The sequence below is a fragment of the Brevibacterium aurantiacum genome (genome assembly GCF_003932995.1).
Lineage (GTDB): Bacteria > Actinomycetota > Actinomycetes > Actinomycetales > Brevibacteriaceae > Brevibacterium > Brevibacterium aurantiacum.
The window spans coordinates 3,520,435-3,537,774 of the sequence record NZ_CP025333.1 but is presented as its reverse complement, the minus strand read 5'-3'; the positions used below and the strand labels follow the sequence as shown (position 1 = coordinate 3,537,774).

Below are 17,340 nucleotides of genomic sequence, written 5' to 3'. Positions count from 1 at the left end.
GGCTCAGTCAGTCAGGTGGGTCCTGCTCAGTCCGTGCCGGCGTCGAAGGCTGCGGAGAGACCTGCGAGGTCACTGGCTGCATCGACATCGGCACCCGAGTTTGCGATCTCCTCGGCGCCACCGGCTTCGAGTGAGCCGACGAGCTCCGAGGTCGGGCCCGAGACGATGCCCATGGCCGCGTACTGCTCGAGGCGGGCGCGCGAATCGGCGATGTCGAGGTTGCGCATGGTCATCTGACCGATCCGGTCCTCGGGGCCGAAGGCGGCATCGCCCACGCGCTCCATCGACAGCTTCTCCGGGTGGTAGGACAGGTTGGGGCCCTGGGTGTTGACGATCGTGTAGTCGTCACCGCGGCGCAGGCGCAGGGTGACCTCACCGGTGATCGCCGAGGCGACCCAGCGCTGCATCGATTCGCGCAGCATGAGTGACTGCGGGTCCAACCAGCGTCCCTCGTACATGCGGCGACCCAGACGGCGACCCTCTTCGTGGTAGAGGGCGATGGTGTCTTCGTTGTGGATGGCATTGAGCAGGCGCTCGTAGGTGATGTGGAACAGCGCCATGCCGGGAGCCTCGTAGATGCCGCGCGACTTGGCCTCGATGATGCGGTTCTCGATCTGGTCGGAGACGCCGAGTCCGTGCCGGCCACCGACCTCGTTGGCCTTGAAGACCAGGGCCACGGGATCGTCGAACTTCTCACCATTGATCGACACGGGACGGCCGGCCTCGAAGCCGACGGTGACCTCTTCGGTGGCGACCTCGACGTCATCGCGCCAGGCGGCGACACCCATGATCGGATTGACGATGTCGAGTCCGTTATCGAGGAACTCAAGGCTCTTCGCCTCGTGGGTCGCACCCCAGATGTTGGCATCGGTGGAGTACGCCTTATCGGCGGAGTCGCGGTAGGGGTAGCCGTGCTCGACGAGCCATTCGCTCATCTCCTGGCGCCCGCCGAGTTCCTCGACGAAGTCCGCGTCGAGCCAGGGCTTGTAGATGCGCAGCTTCGGGTTGGCCATGAGGCCGTAGCGGTAGAAGCGCTCGATGTCGTTGCCCTTGTAGGTCGAGCCGTCGCCCCAGATGTCGACGCCGTCTTCCTTCATGGCGCGCACGAGCATCGTGCCGGTGACCGCACGGCCCAGGGGAGTCGTGTTGAAGTAGGTCTTACCGCCGGAGCGGACGTTGAAGGCACCGCACTGCAGAGCGACGAAGCCCTCCTCGACGAGGAGACGCTTGGCATCGACGAAGCGGGCGATCTCCGCGCCGTACTCCTTGGCACGTTCGGTCACCGATTCAAGGTCGGGCTCGTCATACTGACCGATATCGGCCGTGTAGGTGCAGGGGATGGCGCCCTTGTGGCGCATCCATGCGACCGCGCAGGACGTATCCAGTCCGCCGGAGAAGGCGATTCCAACGTGCTCACCGACAGGGAGCGAAGACAATACTTTCGACATGCCGTCCAGCTTAGCGGCCAGAACAACCCATGTCGAATTGTTATGCATAGATCTGTATTTTTATGTGAATGAGCGGAACGGTTGGACCCTCGCCGAGGTGGTGGCGTGCTGGATCTCAGCGATTCGAGCGGTGGGAACGGATCGCCTCGGCGACGGCGATCGCATCGCCTTCTGGCGCGTTGGACTGACGATCGGGGCGAGCGATGACGAGGTAGGCGAAGCCAGCAGCCAACACCACGACCAGACCGATGAGAACGATCCAGTCGGTGAAGAACGAACCCGAGTCGCCGGGCAGTGAGAGCAGGACCATGGCGAAGAGACCGTAGGCCAACGCCGCGACGTTGACGAGGAAGCCCCACCCGCGCAGCGACCATGGACCAGCCGGCTTCCATCCCTTGACTCGCTGGCGCAGTGCGCCGAGAACGACCATCTGGAAGGCCAGATAGATGCCGAGGATCGCGAATGAGGTGACCGCGACGAGGATCCCGTCGTTGAACCAGATGAGCACGCAGATGAGGGCCGGGGCGATGCAGGCGACGATGAGTGCGTTGCGCGGAACCTTTGTGCCCTCGGTGACCTTGGACAGCCAACGGTGGCCGGGCATCATGCCGTCACGGGCGAAGCTGAAGATCAGCCTCGACGCTGCGGCCTGGAGGCTGAGGACACAGGAGATGAACGCGAGGATCGCGACGAGGAGGAAGATCTTCGCACCGACTGCGCCGAGGCTGCCCTCGAGGATCGAGGGAATCGGATCCGCAACCTCGCCGGCGACGATCTCCTCGAGGTTCGGGGCCGCGAGGACGTATCCGCCGAAGGAGAACAGTGCCGAGACCGCGCCGACGACGATCGTCATGAGCATGGCCTTGGGGATGCCGCGAGCGGGATTGGAGACTTCCTCGGCGACGTCGCCGCAGGCCTCGAAGCCGTAGAAGAGGAATAGGCCGGCGACCGCGGCGCCCAGGAACGTCCCGACGTAGCTGCCGTCACCGGCGGTGCCCATGGTGTCGAAGAAGACGGAGAAGCTGTGTTTGCGCTCAAAGATGAGGAGGAAGAGTCCGAGGCCGATGACGCCGATGAGCTCGGCGAAGAGTCCGATCCGGGCGATGCGCGCCAGCCATTTGGTGCCGCTGAAGTTGATGGCCAGAGCCAGGACCAGAAGCGCCAGGCTCACGGCGAGCGTGGTGTTGCGGTTGAGTTCGAAGCCGAGCAGGCTGGCGGCGAATCCGGAGCCGAACTCCGACACCGAGGTGATGGTGACGATGAGCGCGCAGATGTAGACCCAGGCTGCCATCCAGGCGTAGCGCTTGCCCCAGAGTCTGCGAGCCCACGGGTAGATTCCGCCGGCGATGGGGAACTGGGAGACGACCTCGCCGAAGACCAGGGCCACGAGCATCTGACCGCAGGCGACGATGACGATCCACCAGATCGACGGCGGTCCGCCGGTGGAGAGCGCGACGGCCATGAGCGAGTAGACGCCGACGAGCGGCGAGAGGTAGGTGAAACCGAGGGCGAAGTTCGCCCACGGGCTCATCGACCGCTCGAAAGAGTCGTTGTAGCCGAGGACGGAGAGATGATCTGCGTCCGAGAGATGGGGTTTCGGGGTTGGTTCAGTCATGGGATTGCGCCTTTGCACGAATCGACGGTGATACAACGGTGCTCATCGTATCTCAGAATGTGGATGGGGTGGAGCGTCTGGATGCAACGGGCCGGGTGGAAGGTCAGGGCCGCTCGCCCATGCGGACGAGAGCGATTTCACCCACGAGGCGGAGGTGCCCGGTTCTGCGACAACGTAGGTTGGATCGTAGAGACTGTGCAGGATATGAGGAGGAGCCGTGAGCATGGGAACGGATCGCAACGATAAGGTCATCGTGGACGCAGAGCCGACAGCTGCCTCGGCGGGGGAAGAAGTCGACGCCAAGGGGCGACCGTTGGCGATTGCGCCTGCCAAGGTGCCGTGGCTCGAGTTCGCAGTCTTCGTCGCTGTCGCGGTGATCCTCGCCTGGGTCGTGTGCCTGCCGCTGTGGCTGAGCGGCGAGGGCATCGGAAACGTGATGCTCGTACAGGTCACGGGGATGGCCATGATGTTCACCCCGCTGATCGCTGTGGTTGTGGCGATGCTCATCCAGCGCCGACGCACCGGCGAACCCCGGGCCAGCATTGTCAGGTACCTCGGCATCTGGCCGCTGCGTCCCTTCGGCCGGGTTCTCGGGATGACCGCGCTCGCCTTCTTCGGTGTCTTCGTGCTGGTTGCTGTGGCCTACCTGTTGGGTGCGGCCTTCGGATGGATGCAGGTTGATCTGCTCGGTCTCTCTGGCTTCAAGGCGCAGTTGGCGCAGCTGCCCGGGTTGGAAGACATCCCGGTGGTCGTGGCTGTGATCGGCTATCTGGGGCTCATGGTTCTGGGGTCGGTGCTCAACGTGCTCGTCGCCTTCGGTGAGGAAGTCGGCTGGAGAGGCTGGCTGCTGACGAGCCTGCGTCCCCTCGGCACCTGGCCCGCACTCATCATCGTCGGAGTCATCTGGGGTCTGTGGCACGCACCGCTGATCCTGCTCGGATACAACTTCGCTCGCCCCGACATCACCGGCCTGGCGTTCATGGTCGGCGGGTGCATCATGCTTGGCATCCTGTTCGGCTGGCTGCGGCTGCGCACCGGTTCGGTCTGGCCGGCCGTCGCCGCGCATGCCGCCCTCAACGGTTCGGCGGGGATGCTTCTCGGACTCTTCATCGATGGATCCGCCGAGGCGCCGGACATGGCTTTGGTCTCGTTCTTGGGAGTATCCGGTTGGATCGTCTCGGCGATCGTCATCGCCGTTCTCGTCGTCACCGGCCAGTTCCGCAAACAGCCCGAACTGGGTATCAAGGCGCCGAAAGCGCCCGTGCCTGCAGTGAGTCCGACAGAGGCGCCTACAGCGAGTCCGACAGTGACGCCTGATGGCGAAGTGCTTTGAGGCTGAGGTCGGGCATCCGTTAGGCTCAAAACCCCCAACCTCAAGGAGAATTCCATGGCATTCGGATCATCGTTGCTGCAGACGGCAGGACGCGTACTCACCGCACCGATCTTCATCACCGGCGGCTACTCGGCACTGACGAGTCCCGGCGGGCGAGTTGCTGCTGCCGCTCCGACGCTCGATGCGATCCGCGAATACGTGCCGGTCCTGCCCGAAGACGATGAACTCCTGGTCCGTGCCAACGGCGGACTTCAGCTCCTCGCCGGGACCACCATGGCGTTGGGCTTCAAGCCGCGCCTCTCCGCGCTCGCCCTGGCCGGATCTCTGGTGCCGACCACGCTGGCCGGTCACGCCTTCTGGGACATGGACGGCGCCGACGCTGCCGCACACAAGACCCACTTTTCAAAGAACGTCGCGGCATTGGGCGGGCTCCTCCTGGTTGCAGGCGCTCAAACGACCAAGCAGGCAGCTAAGAAGGCGGCACAGAAAGCCGCGAAGAAGGCTCAGAAGAAGGCACTGAAGCAGGGCTGAGCAACTCTGGCAGCTGATCAGCGGCAGAGCCGGGTCCAAGGGGGCTCGGTTCCAACCAATGTTATGGGTAGTGTGACGAACATGCCCGAAAAGAATGACGGCACCGCTGAGTCTCAGGGTGCTGAGACGGAGTCTCTTAGTTCCGAGTTGGACGAGATCATCACCTTTCACGATGTCGATGACTCCGACATGTGGGTTCGGTCCGGTCTGCCGCGCGCACCGATCGCACTCGTCGACCATGATTCTTCCTGGAACGAGCAGTATTCACATCTGTCGGAGCTGATCCTGTCCGCGCTCGGGCCTCTGGCATTGGGCATCGAACACGTGGGCTCCACCTCGGTGCCGGGACTGGCGGCGAAGCCCATCATCGACATCGCGCTCGTCGTCCCCAGCCCAGGTGAAGAGATTGCATACCGACCTCATCTGCACTCGATCGACTTCGAACTCGTGATCCGCGAACCTGCCTGGTATCAGCACCGAATGTTCAAGCACATCGACGCTGGAACCGGAACTTTGCTCACCCCACTGTGCAATCTCCACGTCTTCGGCCCGCGGTGCCCGGAAGTCGCCCGCATGCGAATGTTTCGGGACCGACTGCGCAGCCATCCCGATGATCGGGACCGCTATCAAGAGGCGAAGCTGCGCTCCGTTGCCAAGGCCAACGCCGCCGGTGAGACGGTCATGGAGTACAACGCCCGCAAACATGACGTGATCAGGGACATCTACCGCAGCATCTTCCGCTCCGCAGGATGGAATTGAGCGGCTTCGCCGCGGTCCCTGGAAAACTCCAAGCAAGCGCCTATGCTCGAGGTATGGGCAAGGCACTTCTCATCGTGGACATCCAGAACGACTTCACCGAGGGCGGGGCGCTCGGCGTCAACGGCGGTGACCGTGTTGCCGAAGAGGTGACGCGCTACGTCGACACCCACGCTGACGAATACGACGCGATCATCGCCTCTCGCGACTGGCACGATGCCGACAGCGACAACGGCGGCCACTTCAGCCAGGATCCCGACTTCGTCGACACCTGGCCAGTCCACTGCGTCGCGGACACAGAGGGCGCAGCGTATGACCCGCTGCTCTCCGTCGATGCCATCACCGACCACGTGCGCAAGGGCCAGGGCACCCCTGACTACTCCGCCTTCCAGGGGACGACGGAAGCGGGGGAGCACCTCGGCGATCTGCTGACGAGGCTCACCATCGCCGAGGTGGACGTCGTCGGAATCGCGACCGATCATTGCGTACGCGCCACGGTCCTCGACGCGCTCAAAGGCGGTTGGTCCGTGCACGTTCTGCAGGACCTCATCGCGGGCGTCGGCCCGGACTCATCCACTGTGGCCCTGTCCGAGATGGATGCGGCGGGCGCCACGATCGCCTGACGTAACTGTGCAGGTCACACGGCACGAAACCGCGTCTGCTGCGTTTACTCCATCGAAAGTTGCAGATTTAGTCTGAACTCCTAGGCGATGTTTCCAGCTCAGAAAATTGATGAGCTTGAGACATGAACACAACACTGACGAAAAGCGCGCACACACTCGTGTCGAAGCGCGGTTCGTGGTTCGTCCTCGGCGGGATCGTCATCCTTGTCACCCTCCTCTTCGGGCTCCTGTCCGGACCAGGCGAGGACCGGGCCAACGAATCAGCTCCGGCCGACTCCGAATCCACCCAGGCCGCCCAGCTCCTGCAGAAGTTCCCGGACGCCGACAAGCAGTCGGTCATGGTCGTCGCCTCTCACGAAGACGGTTCGACACTGAGCTCGGACGAACAGGCCGAACTGGGCAAGCTCGGCGGCACGCTCGGGGACTACATCGACTCGACCCAGAACGGAGATTCGAGCCAGAACGGCGAGTCATCCGATGCAGCGGACTCCGCGGCCGGTGACGATGCGTCCCAGGCCAGCCGACCGATCATGAGCGAGGACGGCAAGGCCGCGCTGCTCATGGTCCCCATCGAGGTCGGACTGACCAACTCCGACACCGCTGAGACCGTCGACGGGCTCCGCGACTTCATCGCCGATGACTCGCAGGCCGGTGCGCTCGAGGATTCCGGAATGTCCCTTCTGGTCACCGGTGGACCCGCGATCGGCGCCGACATCGCCTCTGCCTTCGGCGGCGCGGACTTCACGCTCCTCATCGTGACCATCGTCATCGTCGCCCTGCTGCTCATCATCACCTACCGCTCGCCGATCCTGTGGCTGCTGCCCCTGATCGTCATCGGCACCGCCGACGGGCTCGCCTCCACGGTGACCGGGGCCATCGGTGACGCACTTGACCTGCAGTTCGACACGGGCATCATCAGCGTCCTCGTCTTCGGCGCCGGAGCCAACTACGCGCTCCTGTTCATCTCCCGCTACCGCGAGGAGCTGGGCCGCGAATCCGACCACCGTCTGGCACTGGGATCGGCCTGGACCCACACCGCCTCGACGATCCTCGCCTCGAACCTGACGGTCGTCCTGTCCCTGCTCAGCCTCGTCTTCGCCGTCATCCCGGGAACCCGCGGACTGGGCATCGCCGCAGCGGTCGGACTCCTCATCGCCGCAGCCGCCGTGCTCTTCGCACTGCCACCGGTTCTCGCGATCTGCGGCAAGGGCGTGTTCTGGCCCTTCGTCCCCAAGGTCCAAGACGCCACCGATGAAACGGCTGCCACCGATGAGACGGCTGCTGATGAAGCGTCCGCAGCCACGCCAGCGGCCAAGCCCTCAATCTGGAGGACCATCGCGACTCGCGTGGTCAAGAAGCCGGGCATCCACCTCGACGCCGGAATCGTCATCCTCGGTGTCATGGCCACGGGACTCATCGGCACCTCGGTGGGACTGGACCAGTCCGAGAAGTTCCGCGTGCAGTCCGAATCGGCGCAGGGTCTCGACGTCCTGTCCGAGCACTTCCCACCCGGCGAATCGCAGCCGATCTGGATCGTGGCCGACTCATCCCATGCCGATCAGGTTGCAGACTCCGTGGCCGACATCGATGGGGTCGTGCGCGCCAACGTCATCGATGAGACGACGACCGAGGGGTCCTCGATCTCGAAGGTCATGGTCACCGGCGAATACGAACCGGACAGCCCCGCAGGCCTCGACCTGATCACGGACATCCGCTCCGACGTCCACGCGATCGACGGTGCGAACGCACAGGTCGGCGGCGCGGCGGCCACCGAACTCGATGTCCGTGACGGCAACGCTCAGGACTTCCTGACGATCGCGCCGATGATCCTGGCCATCAGCTTCATCATCCTGCTCGGCATCCTCCGTGCACCGCTTGTGGCCGGAACGCTGCTCGTGGTCAACGTGGCATCCTCGGCCGCGGCGATCGGCCTCGGCGCTTTCCTCAGCCGAGCGATGTTCGGCCAGGCAGTCCTCGATGCTCAGGTTCCGATCCTCGCGTTCCTGTTCCTCGTGGCACTGGGCATCGACTACTCGATCTTCCTCTCCCACCGGGCGAAGAAGGAATCGGTCGTCCACGGTGCTCGCCAGGGAATGATCGAAGCCATCAGCCACACCGGCGGCGTGATCACCAGTGCCGGCATCGTTCTGGCCGGAGTGTTCGCGGCGCTGGGCATGCTGCCGCTGATGGTCCTGGGGCAGCTGGGACTCATCGTCGGCGTCGGCGTCCTCGTCGACACCATCCTCGTGCGCACGGTCATCGTCCCGGCCATCATCAGCCTGGTCGGCAACAAGATGTGGTGGCCCAACAAGGCGATCACGCACTCGAAGTACAAGTACTCCGGCGCGGATGCCGCGGCGGCCGGTGACGCCGATATTCGGGACGATCAGCCAGCAAACTCCGCCCACTCCTCGCAGGCCAGCAGCATGCAGACCGACGAGGCACAGGCTGACGGCGCTTCGACAGAGGGAACCCGCCTCCTGGTCGAGTCCGACCGGGACGAGGCCACAACCTCGGCGGGCCACGGTAGGCACTGATCAGAGCTGCTGAAAGCTGACGCAGTCAGTTGGCACAAGCGGGGCCTGGTCATCGAGACATCTCGATGACCAGGCCCCGGCTCCGTCGAAAAGCGCACGCGGGTGCCGCAGATGTGGTTGAGTTGGCAGGAATGACGACAAACGCGAGGAACGACTTGCAGGAAGGTGGGACCGTGGAATTACGCGGGTGGACAGAGCGAACGATGGAGATCGGCCAGCACGCAATGGCCCTGGCTCTCACCGTGATCTCGTGCATCCGCGCCATCGATGCCGGAGCCGCACCCCTGGCCGCATTCGCCGTGAGCATCGTCTTCCTCGGCTGGTACGCGCTCGGGGCTGTGAGAGCCGCCCGCAGCGGCGCCATCGTCCTGGCCAAATGGTGGCTGCTGGTCCTGGCCGTCGCCTGGCTGTGCACCCTGCTGGTGTCCGCCGAGTTCATCTGGATCGCCTTCGTCCTGTGGCTGCTCGCCGGTCACCTGTTCTCCCTGCGCATCGCAGTCGTCTTCACCGCGCTGACCTACATCGCGACGGTCGTGGCGCCCCTGGCCCACTACGGTGCGGTCGGCACCGCCAGCATCATCGGATCACTCATCGGTGCGGTCTTCGCGCTCGGACTCTCCCGCGGCTACATCGAACTCCTGCGCGAGGGGCGCCGGCGCGAAGAGCTGCTGCAGTCCTTGGAACTGGCCCACCAGAACCTGCTCGACCTCCAGGACGAACTGGCCCTGACCCAGCGTCACGCCGGCGAGATCCAGGAACGCACTCGGGTCTCCCGCGACATCCACGACACGATCGCTCAGGAGATCTCCTCAATCCGTCTCATCGCCCACGCCGAGGTGGACAGGACCAGTGATGCCCATGCTGCCCAGGTCCTGCGCCAGGTCGAAGACCTCGCCGCGCAGAGTTCGCGAGACGTCCGCCGCATCATCGCCGCCCTCGCCCCGGCCGAGCTCGAGGACGGTGCCCTGACCGCCGCCATCCGGCGTCTGCTCACCCGCTTGGAGGACGACACCTCCATCCGCGGTCGTGTCGAAGTCGATGAGACCGTGCCCTCTCTGCCTGCCGAGGTGGAGGTGGCGCTGCTGCGGACCGCGCAGTCCGCGCTCGCCAACGTCCGACAGCACTCCCACGCCTCACGAGTCATGGTCAGCCTGATGGATCTCGACGGGTCGATCCGCATGGACATCGTCGACGACGGTGTCGGCATGTCCGAACCCGAGGCGCGAAAGCGCGAATCGGATTCCGGGTTCGGACTCGACTTCATCGGGTCACGAATGCGCGAACTGGGAGGCGAACTCGTCATCGAGACGACGCCCGGTTCGGGCTTCGCGATCTCAGCCACGCTGCCCAACAACCCGACCCTGACTTCCCGACAGAACCACCTCGGCGAAGGTGGGGACGTCGAAGGACAACGCACACAAGGAGACAGCGCATGACGATTCGAGTGATCCTCGTCGATGACCATCCCGTGGTGCGGGCCGGCCTGCGGTCCGTCATCGACGCACCTGACCACATCGCCGTCATCGGGGAGGCCAGCACCGGTGAGGAGGCGCTGGAGCTGGTCGATGAGCTCGCGCCCGATGTGGTGCTCTGCGATCTGCGTCTGGGAGAGGGCATCGACGGCATCGAGGTGACGAAGCGGCTGAACGCGCGGCCGAGCAAACCCGCGGTCCTCATCCTCACGACCTTCGACAACGACTCGGAGATCGTCGCCGCTCTCAATGCCGGAGCGGCCGGATACCTGCTCAAGGACATCAACCCTGAAGACATCTCGACTGCGATCGAGAAGGCTTCGCGCGGGGAGACCTACCTGCCTCCCGAGATCTCATCGAAGGTCGTCGCTGCGATGCGCAACCCGGGCCCGAAGCTGACTCGCCGCGAACGCGACGTGGTGAAGCTGCTGGCCACCGGTGCCTCAAATGCGCAGATCGCGCAGGAGCTCTTCGTCACCGAGGCGACCGTGAAGAGCCATCTGGTCAATGTGTTCACGAAGCTCGGCGTCGAATCTCGGTCACGGGCAATCCGCGTGGCTGAAGACCAGGGACTGGTGTAACGGTAAAAGGTCAATGTGTCGTGCCCGGCGTCGTACCCGCGCGGACAGGGCAGAAAAGTTGTCCTGAAGTTCATCGACGTATTCGACCGATATGACGGTTCGCCTGAGCCGGCCCGGCCAGAATAGTGAGAATGGGCGAAGCGATGGCAGACGTGGGGAATGAGCGCAGGAATCCCGGCACGATCGGTGAAGTGTTCTGGGCGTTCCTGCGTCTCGGTGTGACCTCGTTCGGTGGACCGGTCGCCCATCTCGGGTTCTTTCGTGAGACCTTCGTCGCCCGTCGTAAGTGGCTCTCCGACGGCGCCTACGCGGACCTGGTGGCACTGTGTCAGTTCCTGCCCGGACCTGCCTCCAGCCAGGTGGGCATGGCGATCGGACTGCAGCGGGCGGGCCTCGGCGGACTGGTGGCTGCCTGGTTCGCCTTCACCATGCCCTCGGCCATCGTGCTCGTCGCCTTCGCCCTCGGCGTCGCAGCATTCGGTGGGGATACGGGCATGGGGTGGCTGGCCGGACTGAAGGCCGCCGCCGTGGCCGTGGTCGCGCAGGCGGTGCTCGGGATGGCGAAGAGCCTGACGCCGGACGCCAAACGTGCCACCATCGCCGGGGCCGCGATGATCATCATCCTGCTCATCCCGAGCCCGCTCGTCCAGGTGGCGGCGATCGTCCTCGGCGGTGTCGTCGGACTTGCCTGGCTGCGCCGAGAAGCCGCTCAAGACGAAGCGGCACGAGACAAAGCCGCTCAAGGCGGTGCGTCGAAGGGCCCGGATGCGGATGAGCAGTCCGATGGAGGCAGTGCGCGACCAGACTTCGGGGTGCGCACCTCTCGAAAGGTCGGCATCATTGCGCTGACGACCTTCGTGGTGCTGCTCGTGGCACTGCCGATCCTGACCGCATTCACCGGTGATGCGAGTCTGCGCCTGGTCGATGTGTTCTACCGAGCCGGTGCGCTCGTCTTCGGCGGAGGGCATGTGGTGCTTCCGCTGCTTGAAGCGGAGACCGTCGCGACCGGTCTTGTGGGCCACGATTCCTTCCTCGCCGGGTACGGCGCCGCACAGGCAGTCCCAGGACCCCTATTCACATTCGCCGCATTCCTCGGCGCCTCCACAACAACGGGGCCGACAGGATTGATCGGTGCGGCCATCGCGTTGCTGGCGATCTTTCTGCCTGCAGCCCTCCTCGTCATCGCGGCCTTGCCCTTCTGGGAGCGACTTCGCAGCGCGAAGGCCGTGCGCCGGGCCCTGCTGGGAGTCAACGCCGCCGTGGTCGGCATCCTCGCTGCAGCCCTCTACGATCCGGTATTCACCCAGGGCATCACCTCACCTGCCACTTTGGCGCTCGCCGTGGGCGTCTTCATCGCCCAGGTGAAATGGAAGCTGCCTGCCTGGGCCGCAGTCATCGCCGCTGGCCTGATCGGTTTCGTGTTCCTCTGACAGGTCGCGGAGACCACGTGCCGAGACGCATGTGGAGAGTCGCTACCCCTACGTGTGCACAGGAGTCTCAACACGGCGGCGTTGTGTCGAGGTGGGGAGTACGACTAGGGTGCGATCAGCGCAGAACGCGCCGAGAACACCGAACTGTAAGTTGAATAACTGATAAGTAACCGATTGGGGTGACGTGCCTGGTAGAACGCCTGTCGTCCCACGCGATGTGGCTCGAAATGTTGCCTGAACCTCGAACTCAACTGTGATGGTTCTTCTCCTGCAGGTAGGCTCATCCATGCAGATCGGCAGTCCGTGCCGGTCGAGACAGGTGGAGGCGAACTATGGCAGATGGGGACAAGACCCTGCCCGGTTCCCCCGACGAACCAGGCAAACGTCGCTTCGGTGCTCTTTCGGGAAACACCAAAGGCATCAAGCCAGCGGCAGCGCAGACAGAGCAGACCGGCGACAACGCCGCCTCACCCGTACCTCCTGCCGCACCCGTACCTCCTGCCGGATCGGCCGACCACGTTCCCGCGGTTGAGCTCCAGGCGGATCCGACCGAACCACCAGCCGACCCTGCACAGCTCCCACCGGAGGCCGGTGACGTTCCTGCTGGCCCAGCGGGTGCCGAGAATGGACGCGGAACAACCGAGCCGCCAAGCGCCGTCGACCCGACAGCTGAACCGCAGGACATAGCAGGACTGCCCCCACTGCCGCGCGCCGGCGACCTCACCTCGGCGAGCGAAGACGCCATCGTCGACCCGTCCGAGGCGATCCTCGAACGCATCGACCTCGATTCCTGGAAGTGGCCGGAGTACTTCGCGTTCTCACTGACTCGGATGGAGGAGATCTTCCCTGTCGGCGGCATCCCGCGTGGCATCGGCCCGGTCCGCGATCTTGTGACCGAAGAGAACGACTTCCGTCCCCTGCCCATCGACCGCGAGAAGTGGTCCGGTGCCGACGAGAAATGGTCGACCGTCGGTGACGTTCTGGCCAACACATTCACCGATGCGTGGATGGTCTCCCGCGACGGCATCGCGCTGGAAGAGGAATACGCCTGGCCGATGAAGCCGGCCCGCCAGCACATGCTGTTCTCGATCAGCAAGTCCATCGTCTCCGCCGTCATCGGCGCACTCACCGACGCGGGCCTTCTCTCACCAGACGACCTGGTCACCACCCGCGTGCCGGCACTGGCCGAGAGCGGATATGCCGGAGCGACCATCCGCGATCTTCTCGACATGCGATCGGGCATCAAGTTCTCCGAGGAATACCTCAAGGAAGGCTCCGAGATCCGGGCCCTGTTCGAGGCGGTCGACTTCGCGCCGCGGACAGCCACCTCGGCGAACGGAATCAAGGACTTCCTCAAGGGCCTGACCAGCGACCGCGAGCACGGCGGGGCCTACGTCTACCGCAGCTGCGAGACCGACGTCCTGGCCTGGATCTGCGAAGCCGTCGTCGGGCAGCCCTTCTCCGTCATCGCCAGCGAATACGTATGGTCGAAGATCGGTGCGGCCCACGCGGCCCAGGTCTGCCAGGACCGGTGGGGCGGTTCCATCGCCGACGGCGCCATCAGCACCACCCTGCGCGACCTGACCAGGTTCGGTGAGATGATCGCCCGCGGCGGCACCACCGCCGAGGGAGTGCGTGTCCTCTCCGGCCAGTGGATCGACGACATCTTCACCGGAGCGGCCGACTCCGCCCAGGTCTTCGCCGATTCCCCGTCCGGTCAGTCCTACCCCGGTGGCATGTACCGCAGCCAGTTCTGGGTGCCCTCGGCCAGCCGCGACGTGGTCATCGGCATCGGCATCCACGGCCAGATGCTCTACATCGACCGCGCCACCCAGACCGTGGGCGTCAAGCTCTCCAGCGACCCCCAGCCGGTGAGCCTGGCCCAGCAGCACGGGACCCTGGCCATGTTCGAGGCCATCGCCGAGGCGGTTCCCCCGAAGTCCGAATCCGCCGCTACGTCGCCGGTGGCGTCCGCTGCCGAACCCGTGAACGACGTCGGCACCGCCGCTCCCTCCGCACCAGTGCCGAACACTTCTGCAGTGGCGGCGAGCACTCCTGCACCAGGTGCCGCCGCACCGAACGCAGCCGCTCCGAACGATTCCGCACCTAGCGCTGCCGCGCCAGCCGCTGCTGCACCCAGCATCGCTCCGCAGCCGTACGTGGCTCAGCCCGGCATCATCTGACTGAGGCTCCAGTGCTGGATTCCGTCGCTGTGTGACGAAACGGACGCACCCTCTTGCCACCGGCGGTAGCATGGCTATCTGGAACGTTTTCGATCCCAGGAGGTAGCGCACCATGACTGATTTCTTCGATCGCGAGGGCGACGGAAAGTACGACAAGGCCTACAAGGAGACCACTCCGGATATCCTCAAGGCCTTCGGTGATTTCAACAATGCAGTCTTCGCCGAGGACGGACGCGAGATCCCGCTGAAGTACCGCGAACTCATCGCCTATGCCGTCGGACTGACGACCCAGTGCGCCTACTGCATCGATGCGCACTCGAACGCCGCGGTCAAAGCCGGCGCTTCGGAGACCGAGCTGGCAGAGACCGCCTGGACCGCCTCGGCGATTCGGGCCGGTGGAGCATTCGCCCACGGACGCCTCGGCTTCAAACTCACCGGAGTCCACGACCACAGCTGATCCGGGCGGTCTGATTGCCTAGACTGAAGAGCAATCATGACTGATGACTCCCGAACACCTCTGCGCAGAACACCCCGTTCGCAGCCGCACCGCATTCTCGTGCTGGCTCTGGACGGGGTGTCTGCCATCGACCTCGGCGTCCCAGTCCAGGTCTTCGGCCGCGGCTCCAATGCGGTCAGCGCCACCGACTCGGTCCACCCGGGCGGCATCCTTCCGGGCGGAACCTGGCCGTACTCGGTCGAGGTCTGCGGGGCCGCAGCCGGGGTGATCACCGGGGCCGACGGACTCTCCTACAGCGTCGATGTCGGCCTGGACGCCTTGGAGTCGGCAGAGACGATCATCATCCCCGGAGCCACCTCGGTCGTCGACGACGAACCATCGGCTGCCGTCGTCGGGGCTCTGCTATCGGCGTTCGAACGCGGCTCCCGAATCGCCGCGATCTCGACGGGCACCTTCGTCCTCGCGCGCACCGGTCTGCTCGCCGGCAGACGAGCCACGACCCACTGGTCGACTGCGAAGGAACTCGCCCGACGCTATCCCTCGATCGAGGTCGACGAGAATGTTCTGTTCATCGATGAAGGTGAGCTGCTGACCTCGGCAGGTGCAGCCTCGGCGATTGATCTCTGTCTCCACCTCATCCGCCGCGACCATGGCGTTGGCCTGTCCAACCAGGTCGCACGCAGGCTCGTCGCAGCTGCCTACCGCAGTGCAGGCCAGGCCCAGTATGTGCCGCGCAGCGTGCCGGACCCTCTTGGTGAGGTCTTCGCGGACACCCGCGAATGGGCGCTGCAGCACCTCGGTGAATCACTGACGCTGACAGATCTCGCGGCCAATGCAGGGGTCTCCGTGCGTACATTCTCACGGCGCTTCGTCGATGACACCGGCTACACCCCGATGCAGTGGGTGCTGCGGGCCCGCGTCGACCTGGCCAGGGAACTCCTCGAGAACAGTGATCTCGGCATCGAGCAGATCGCTGACCAGGTAGGACTCGGTACCGGTGCGAACCTGCGCATGCACTTCCAGCGCATCCTCTCGACGTCTCCCAACGAATACCGGCACACGTTCTCCGGCTGAGAAGTTCCCCGTTCCCACCTGCACTCTCACCCGCGATTCACCACGCACTTTCACGCGAATCCTCACCCCGTTTTCACCCTTGCGGAGGCGTTGCAGAAACACTGTGAAACCGTTGGCCAGAAACTTGCGACATCTGGCAATACATCTGGCTAGAACCTTGCGTAGAATGTCTCGCTGGCCACTGTTGCGGTTCGTCTGAACGCGAGACTATTGAGATGTACCCACAAGGAGAACCCCTCGCAAGGAGTGACATTGACTCGCATCGCCATCAACGGTTTCGGTCGTATCGGACGCAGCACCCTGCGCGCGCTGTTTGAACGCGGCAGTGACTTGGAGGTCGTCGCCATCAATGACCTCGGCCCCATCGAGGACCTGGCGAGGCTGCTCAAGTTCGACACTACGCTCGGTCGCTTCGGATTCCCTGTCGAGGTCGCCGACGACAAGCTCATCATCGACGGAAAGTCGATCGCAATCCTCGCCGAGAAGAACCCGGAAAATCTCCCTTGGAAAGAATTGGACGTCGACGTGGTCCTCGAATCCACGGGCCGCTTCACCAAGGCTGAGAAGGCACAGGCTCACATCACTGCCGGTGCGAAGAAGGTCCTCGTCAGTGCCCCTTCGAAGGGTGCAGACGTCACGCTGGCCTATGGCGTGAACACCGAGGCCTACAAGCCCGAACACACCATCATCTCCAACGCCTCATGCACCACGAATGCTCTGGCTCCGCTGGCGAAGGTCCTCGACGACCTGGCCGGCATCGAACAGGGCTTCATGACCACGGTCCACGCCTACACCGGCGACCAGATGGTCCAGGACGGACCGCACAAGGATCCCCGTCGTGCCCGAGCCGCAGCAGAGAACATCATCCCGACATCGACAGGGGCCGCCAAGGCCATCGGCCTGGTGCTTCCGCAGCTTGACGGCAAGCTCAGCGGCGATGCCTTGCGCGTGCCCGTGCCGGTCGGCTCCATCGTCGAGATCAACACCATCGTGTCCCGTGAGGTCACCCGCGACGAGGTGCTTGAGGCCTACCGCACGGCTGCCGACGGAGAGCTCAAGGGCATCCTCGAGTACGAGACCGAACCTATTGTTTCCAGCGACATCGTCGGCCAGGCCGCATCCTCGATCTTCGATTCCGCGCTGACTCGCGTCGAGGGCAAGATGGTCAAGGTCGTCGCCTGGTACGACAACGAATGGGGCTTCTCCAACCGTGTCGTCGACAACCTGGAGCTCATCGCCGAAGGCTGACCCTCCAAGCGACTCTCCAGGCTGACTCATCAGCTGAGTGTCCAGTGAGACG

The 17,340-nt window shown here is 64.4% G+C and carries 14 protein-coding genes; 12 read left to right on the top strand and 2 right to left on the bottom strand.

Translation table 11 applies throughout. The annotated features are described in order from the left end of the window. Positions 1-26: 26 nt before the first annotated feature. On the bottom strand, positions 27-1,448 hold the full coding sequence (gene argG, locus CXR25_RS16385; protein ID WP_069600939.1) for an argininosuccinate synthase: 1,422 nt from the start codon (positions 1,446-1,448) through the stop codon (positions 27-29). A gap of 115 nt (positions 1,449-1,563) precedes the next feature. Beyond that, positions 1,564-3,063 (bottom strand): APC family permease, encoded by a 1,500-nt coding sequence (locus CXR25_RS16380; RefSeq protein WP_096146292.1) that lies wholly within the window; start codon positions 3,061-3,063, stop codon positions 1,564-1,566. A gap of 223 nt (positions 3,064-3,286) precedes the next feature. Here CXR25_RS16380 and CXR25_RS16375 point away from each other — a divergent pair, with 223 nt between their 5' ends. The 12 genes from CXR25_RS16375 to gap all read left to right on the top strand — a co-directional run bounded on the left by CXR25_RS16375 (position 3,287) and on the right by gap (position 17,288). Continuing rightward, positions 3,287-4,396 (top strand): CPBP family intramembrane glutamic endopeptidase, encoded by a 1,110-nt coding sequence (locus CXR25_RS16375; RefSeq protein ID WP_009882540.1) that lies wholly within the window; start codon positions 3,287-3,289, stop codon positions 4,394-4,396. Positions 4,397-4,450: 54 nt separating this feature from the next. Beyond that, positions 4,451-4,927 carry a DoxX family protein gene (locus CXR25_RS16370; protein ID WP_096146293.1) on the top strand — a complete coding sequence of 159 codons (477 nt, stop codon included), beginning with the start codon at positions 4,451-4,453 and terminating at the stop codon, positions 4,925-4,927. Between the two features lie 81 nt (positions 4,928-5,008). Next, positions 5,009-5,686 (top strand): GrpB family protein, encoded by a 678-nt coding sequence (locus CXR25_RS16365; RefSeq protein WP_101556565.1) that lies wholly within the window; start codon positions 5,009-5,011, stop codon positions 5,684-5,686. Positions 5,687-5,739: 53 nt separating this feature from the next. Continuing rightward, complete coding sequence (locus tag CXR25_RS16360) at positions 5,740-6,306, top strand: isochorismatase family protein (protein ID WP_009882537.1); 567 nt, start codon at positions 5,740-5,742, stop codon at positions 6,304-6,306. A 122-nt stretch (positions 6,307-6,428) separates the two neighbouring features. Continuing rightward, positions 6,429-8,843: an MMPL family transporter gene (locus CXR25_RS16355; RefSeq protein ID WP_096146294.1), complete on the top strand. Its 2,415-nt coding sequence runs from the start codon at positions 6,429-6,431 to the stop codon at positions 8,841-8,843. A 173-nt stretch (positions 8,844-9,016) separates the two neighbouring features. After that, positions 9,017-10,279 (top strand): sensor histidine kinase, encoded by a 1,263-nt coding sequence (locus CXR25_RS16350; protein ID WP_240513693.1) that lies wholly within the window; start codon positions 9,017-9,019, stop codon positions 10,277-10,279. After that, entirely contained in the window at positions 10,276-10,896 is a 621-nt protein-coding gene (locus CXR25_RS16345; protein WP_009882534.1) for a response regulator, read from the top strand. Before CXR25_RS16350 ends, CXR25_RS16345 begins: the two co-directional genes overlap by 4 nt. Before the next feature lie 131 nt (positions 10,897-11,027). Continuing rightward, complete coding sequence (chrA, locus tag CXR25_RS16340; protein WP_096146296.1) at positions 11,028-12,326, top strand: chromate efflux transporter; 1,299 nt, start codon at positions 11,028-11,030, stop codon at positions 12,324-12,326. A gap of 332 nt (positions 12,327-12,658) precedes the next feature. Beyond that, on the top strand, positions 12,659-14,509 hold the full coding sequence (locus tag CXR25_RS16335; RefSeq protein WP_101583022.1) for a serine hydrolase domain-containing protein: 1,851 nt from the start codon (positions 12,659-12,661) through the stop codon (positions 14,507-14,509). Between the two features lie 112 nt (positions 14,510-14,621). Then, positions 14,622-14,966 carry a carboxymuconolactone decarboxylase family protein gene (locus CXR25_RS16330; protein WP_009882529.1) on the top strand — a complete coding sequence of 115 codons (345 nt, stop codon included), beginning with the start codon at positions 14,622-14,624 and terminating at the stop codon, positions 14,964-14,966. Positions 14,967-15,002: 36 nt separating this feature from the next. Then, complete coding sequence (locus tag CXR25_RS16325) at positions 15,003-16,040, top strand: GlxA family transcriptional regulator (protein ID WP_096146297.1); 1,038 nt, start codon at positions 15,003-15,005, stop codon at positions 16,038-16,040. 252 nt (positions 16,041-16,292) lie between these two features. Continuing rightward, a complete protein-coding gene (gene gap / locus CXR25_RS16320; RefSeq protein ID WP_009882527.1) occupies positions 16,293-17,288 on the top strand; it encodes a type I glyceraldehyde-3-phosphate dehydrogenase in 996 nt (331 codons plus the stop codon). Positions 17,289-17,340 lie beyond the last annotated feature (52 nt).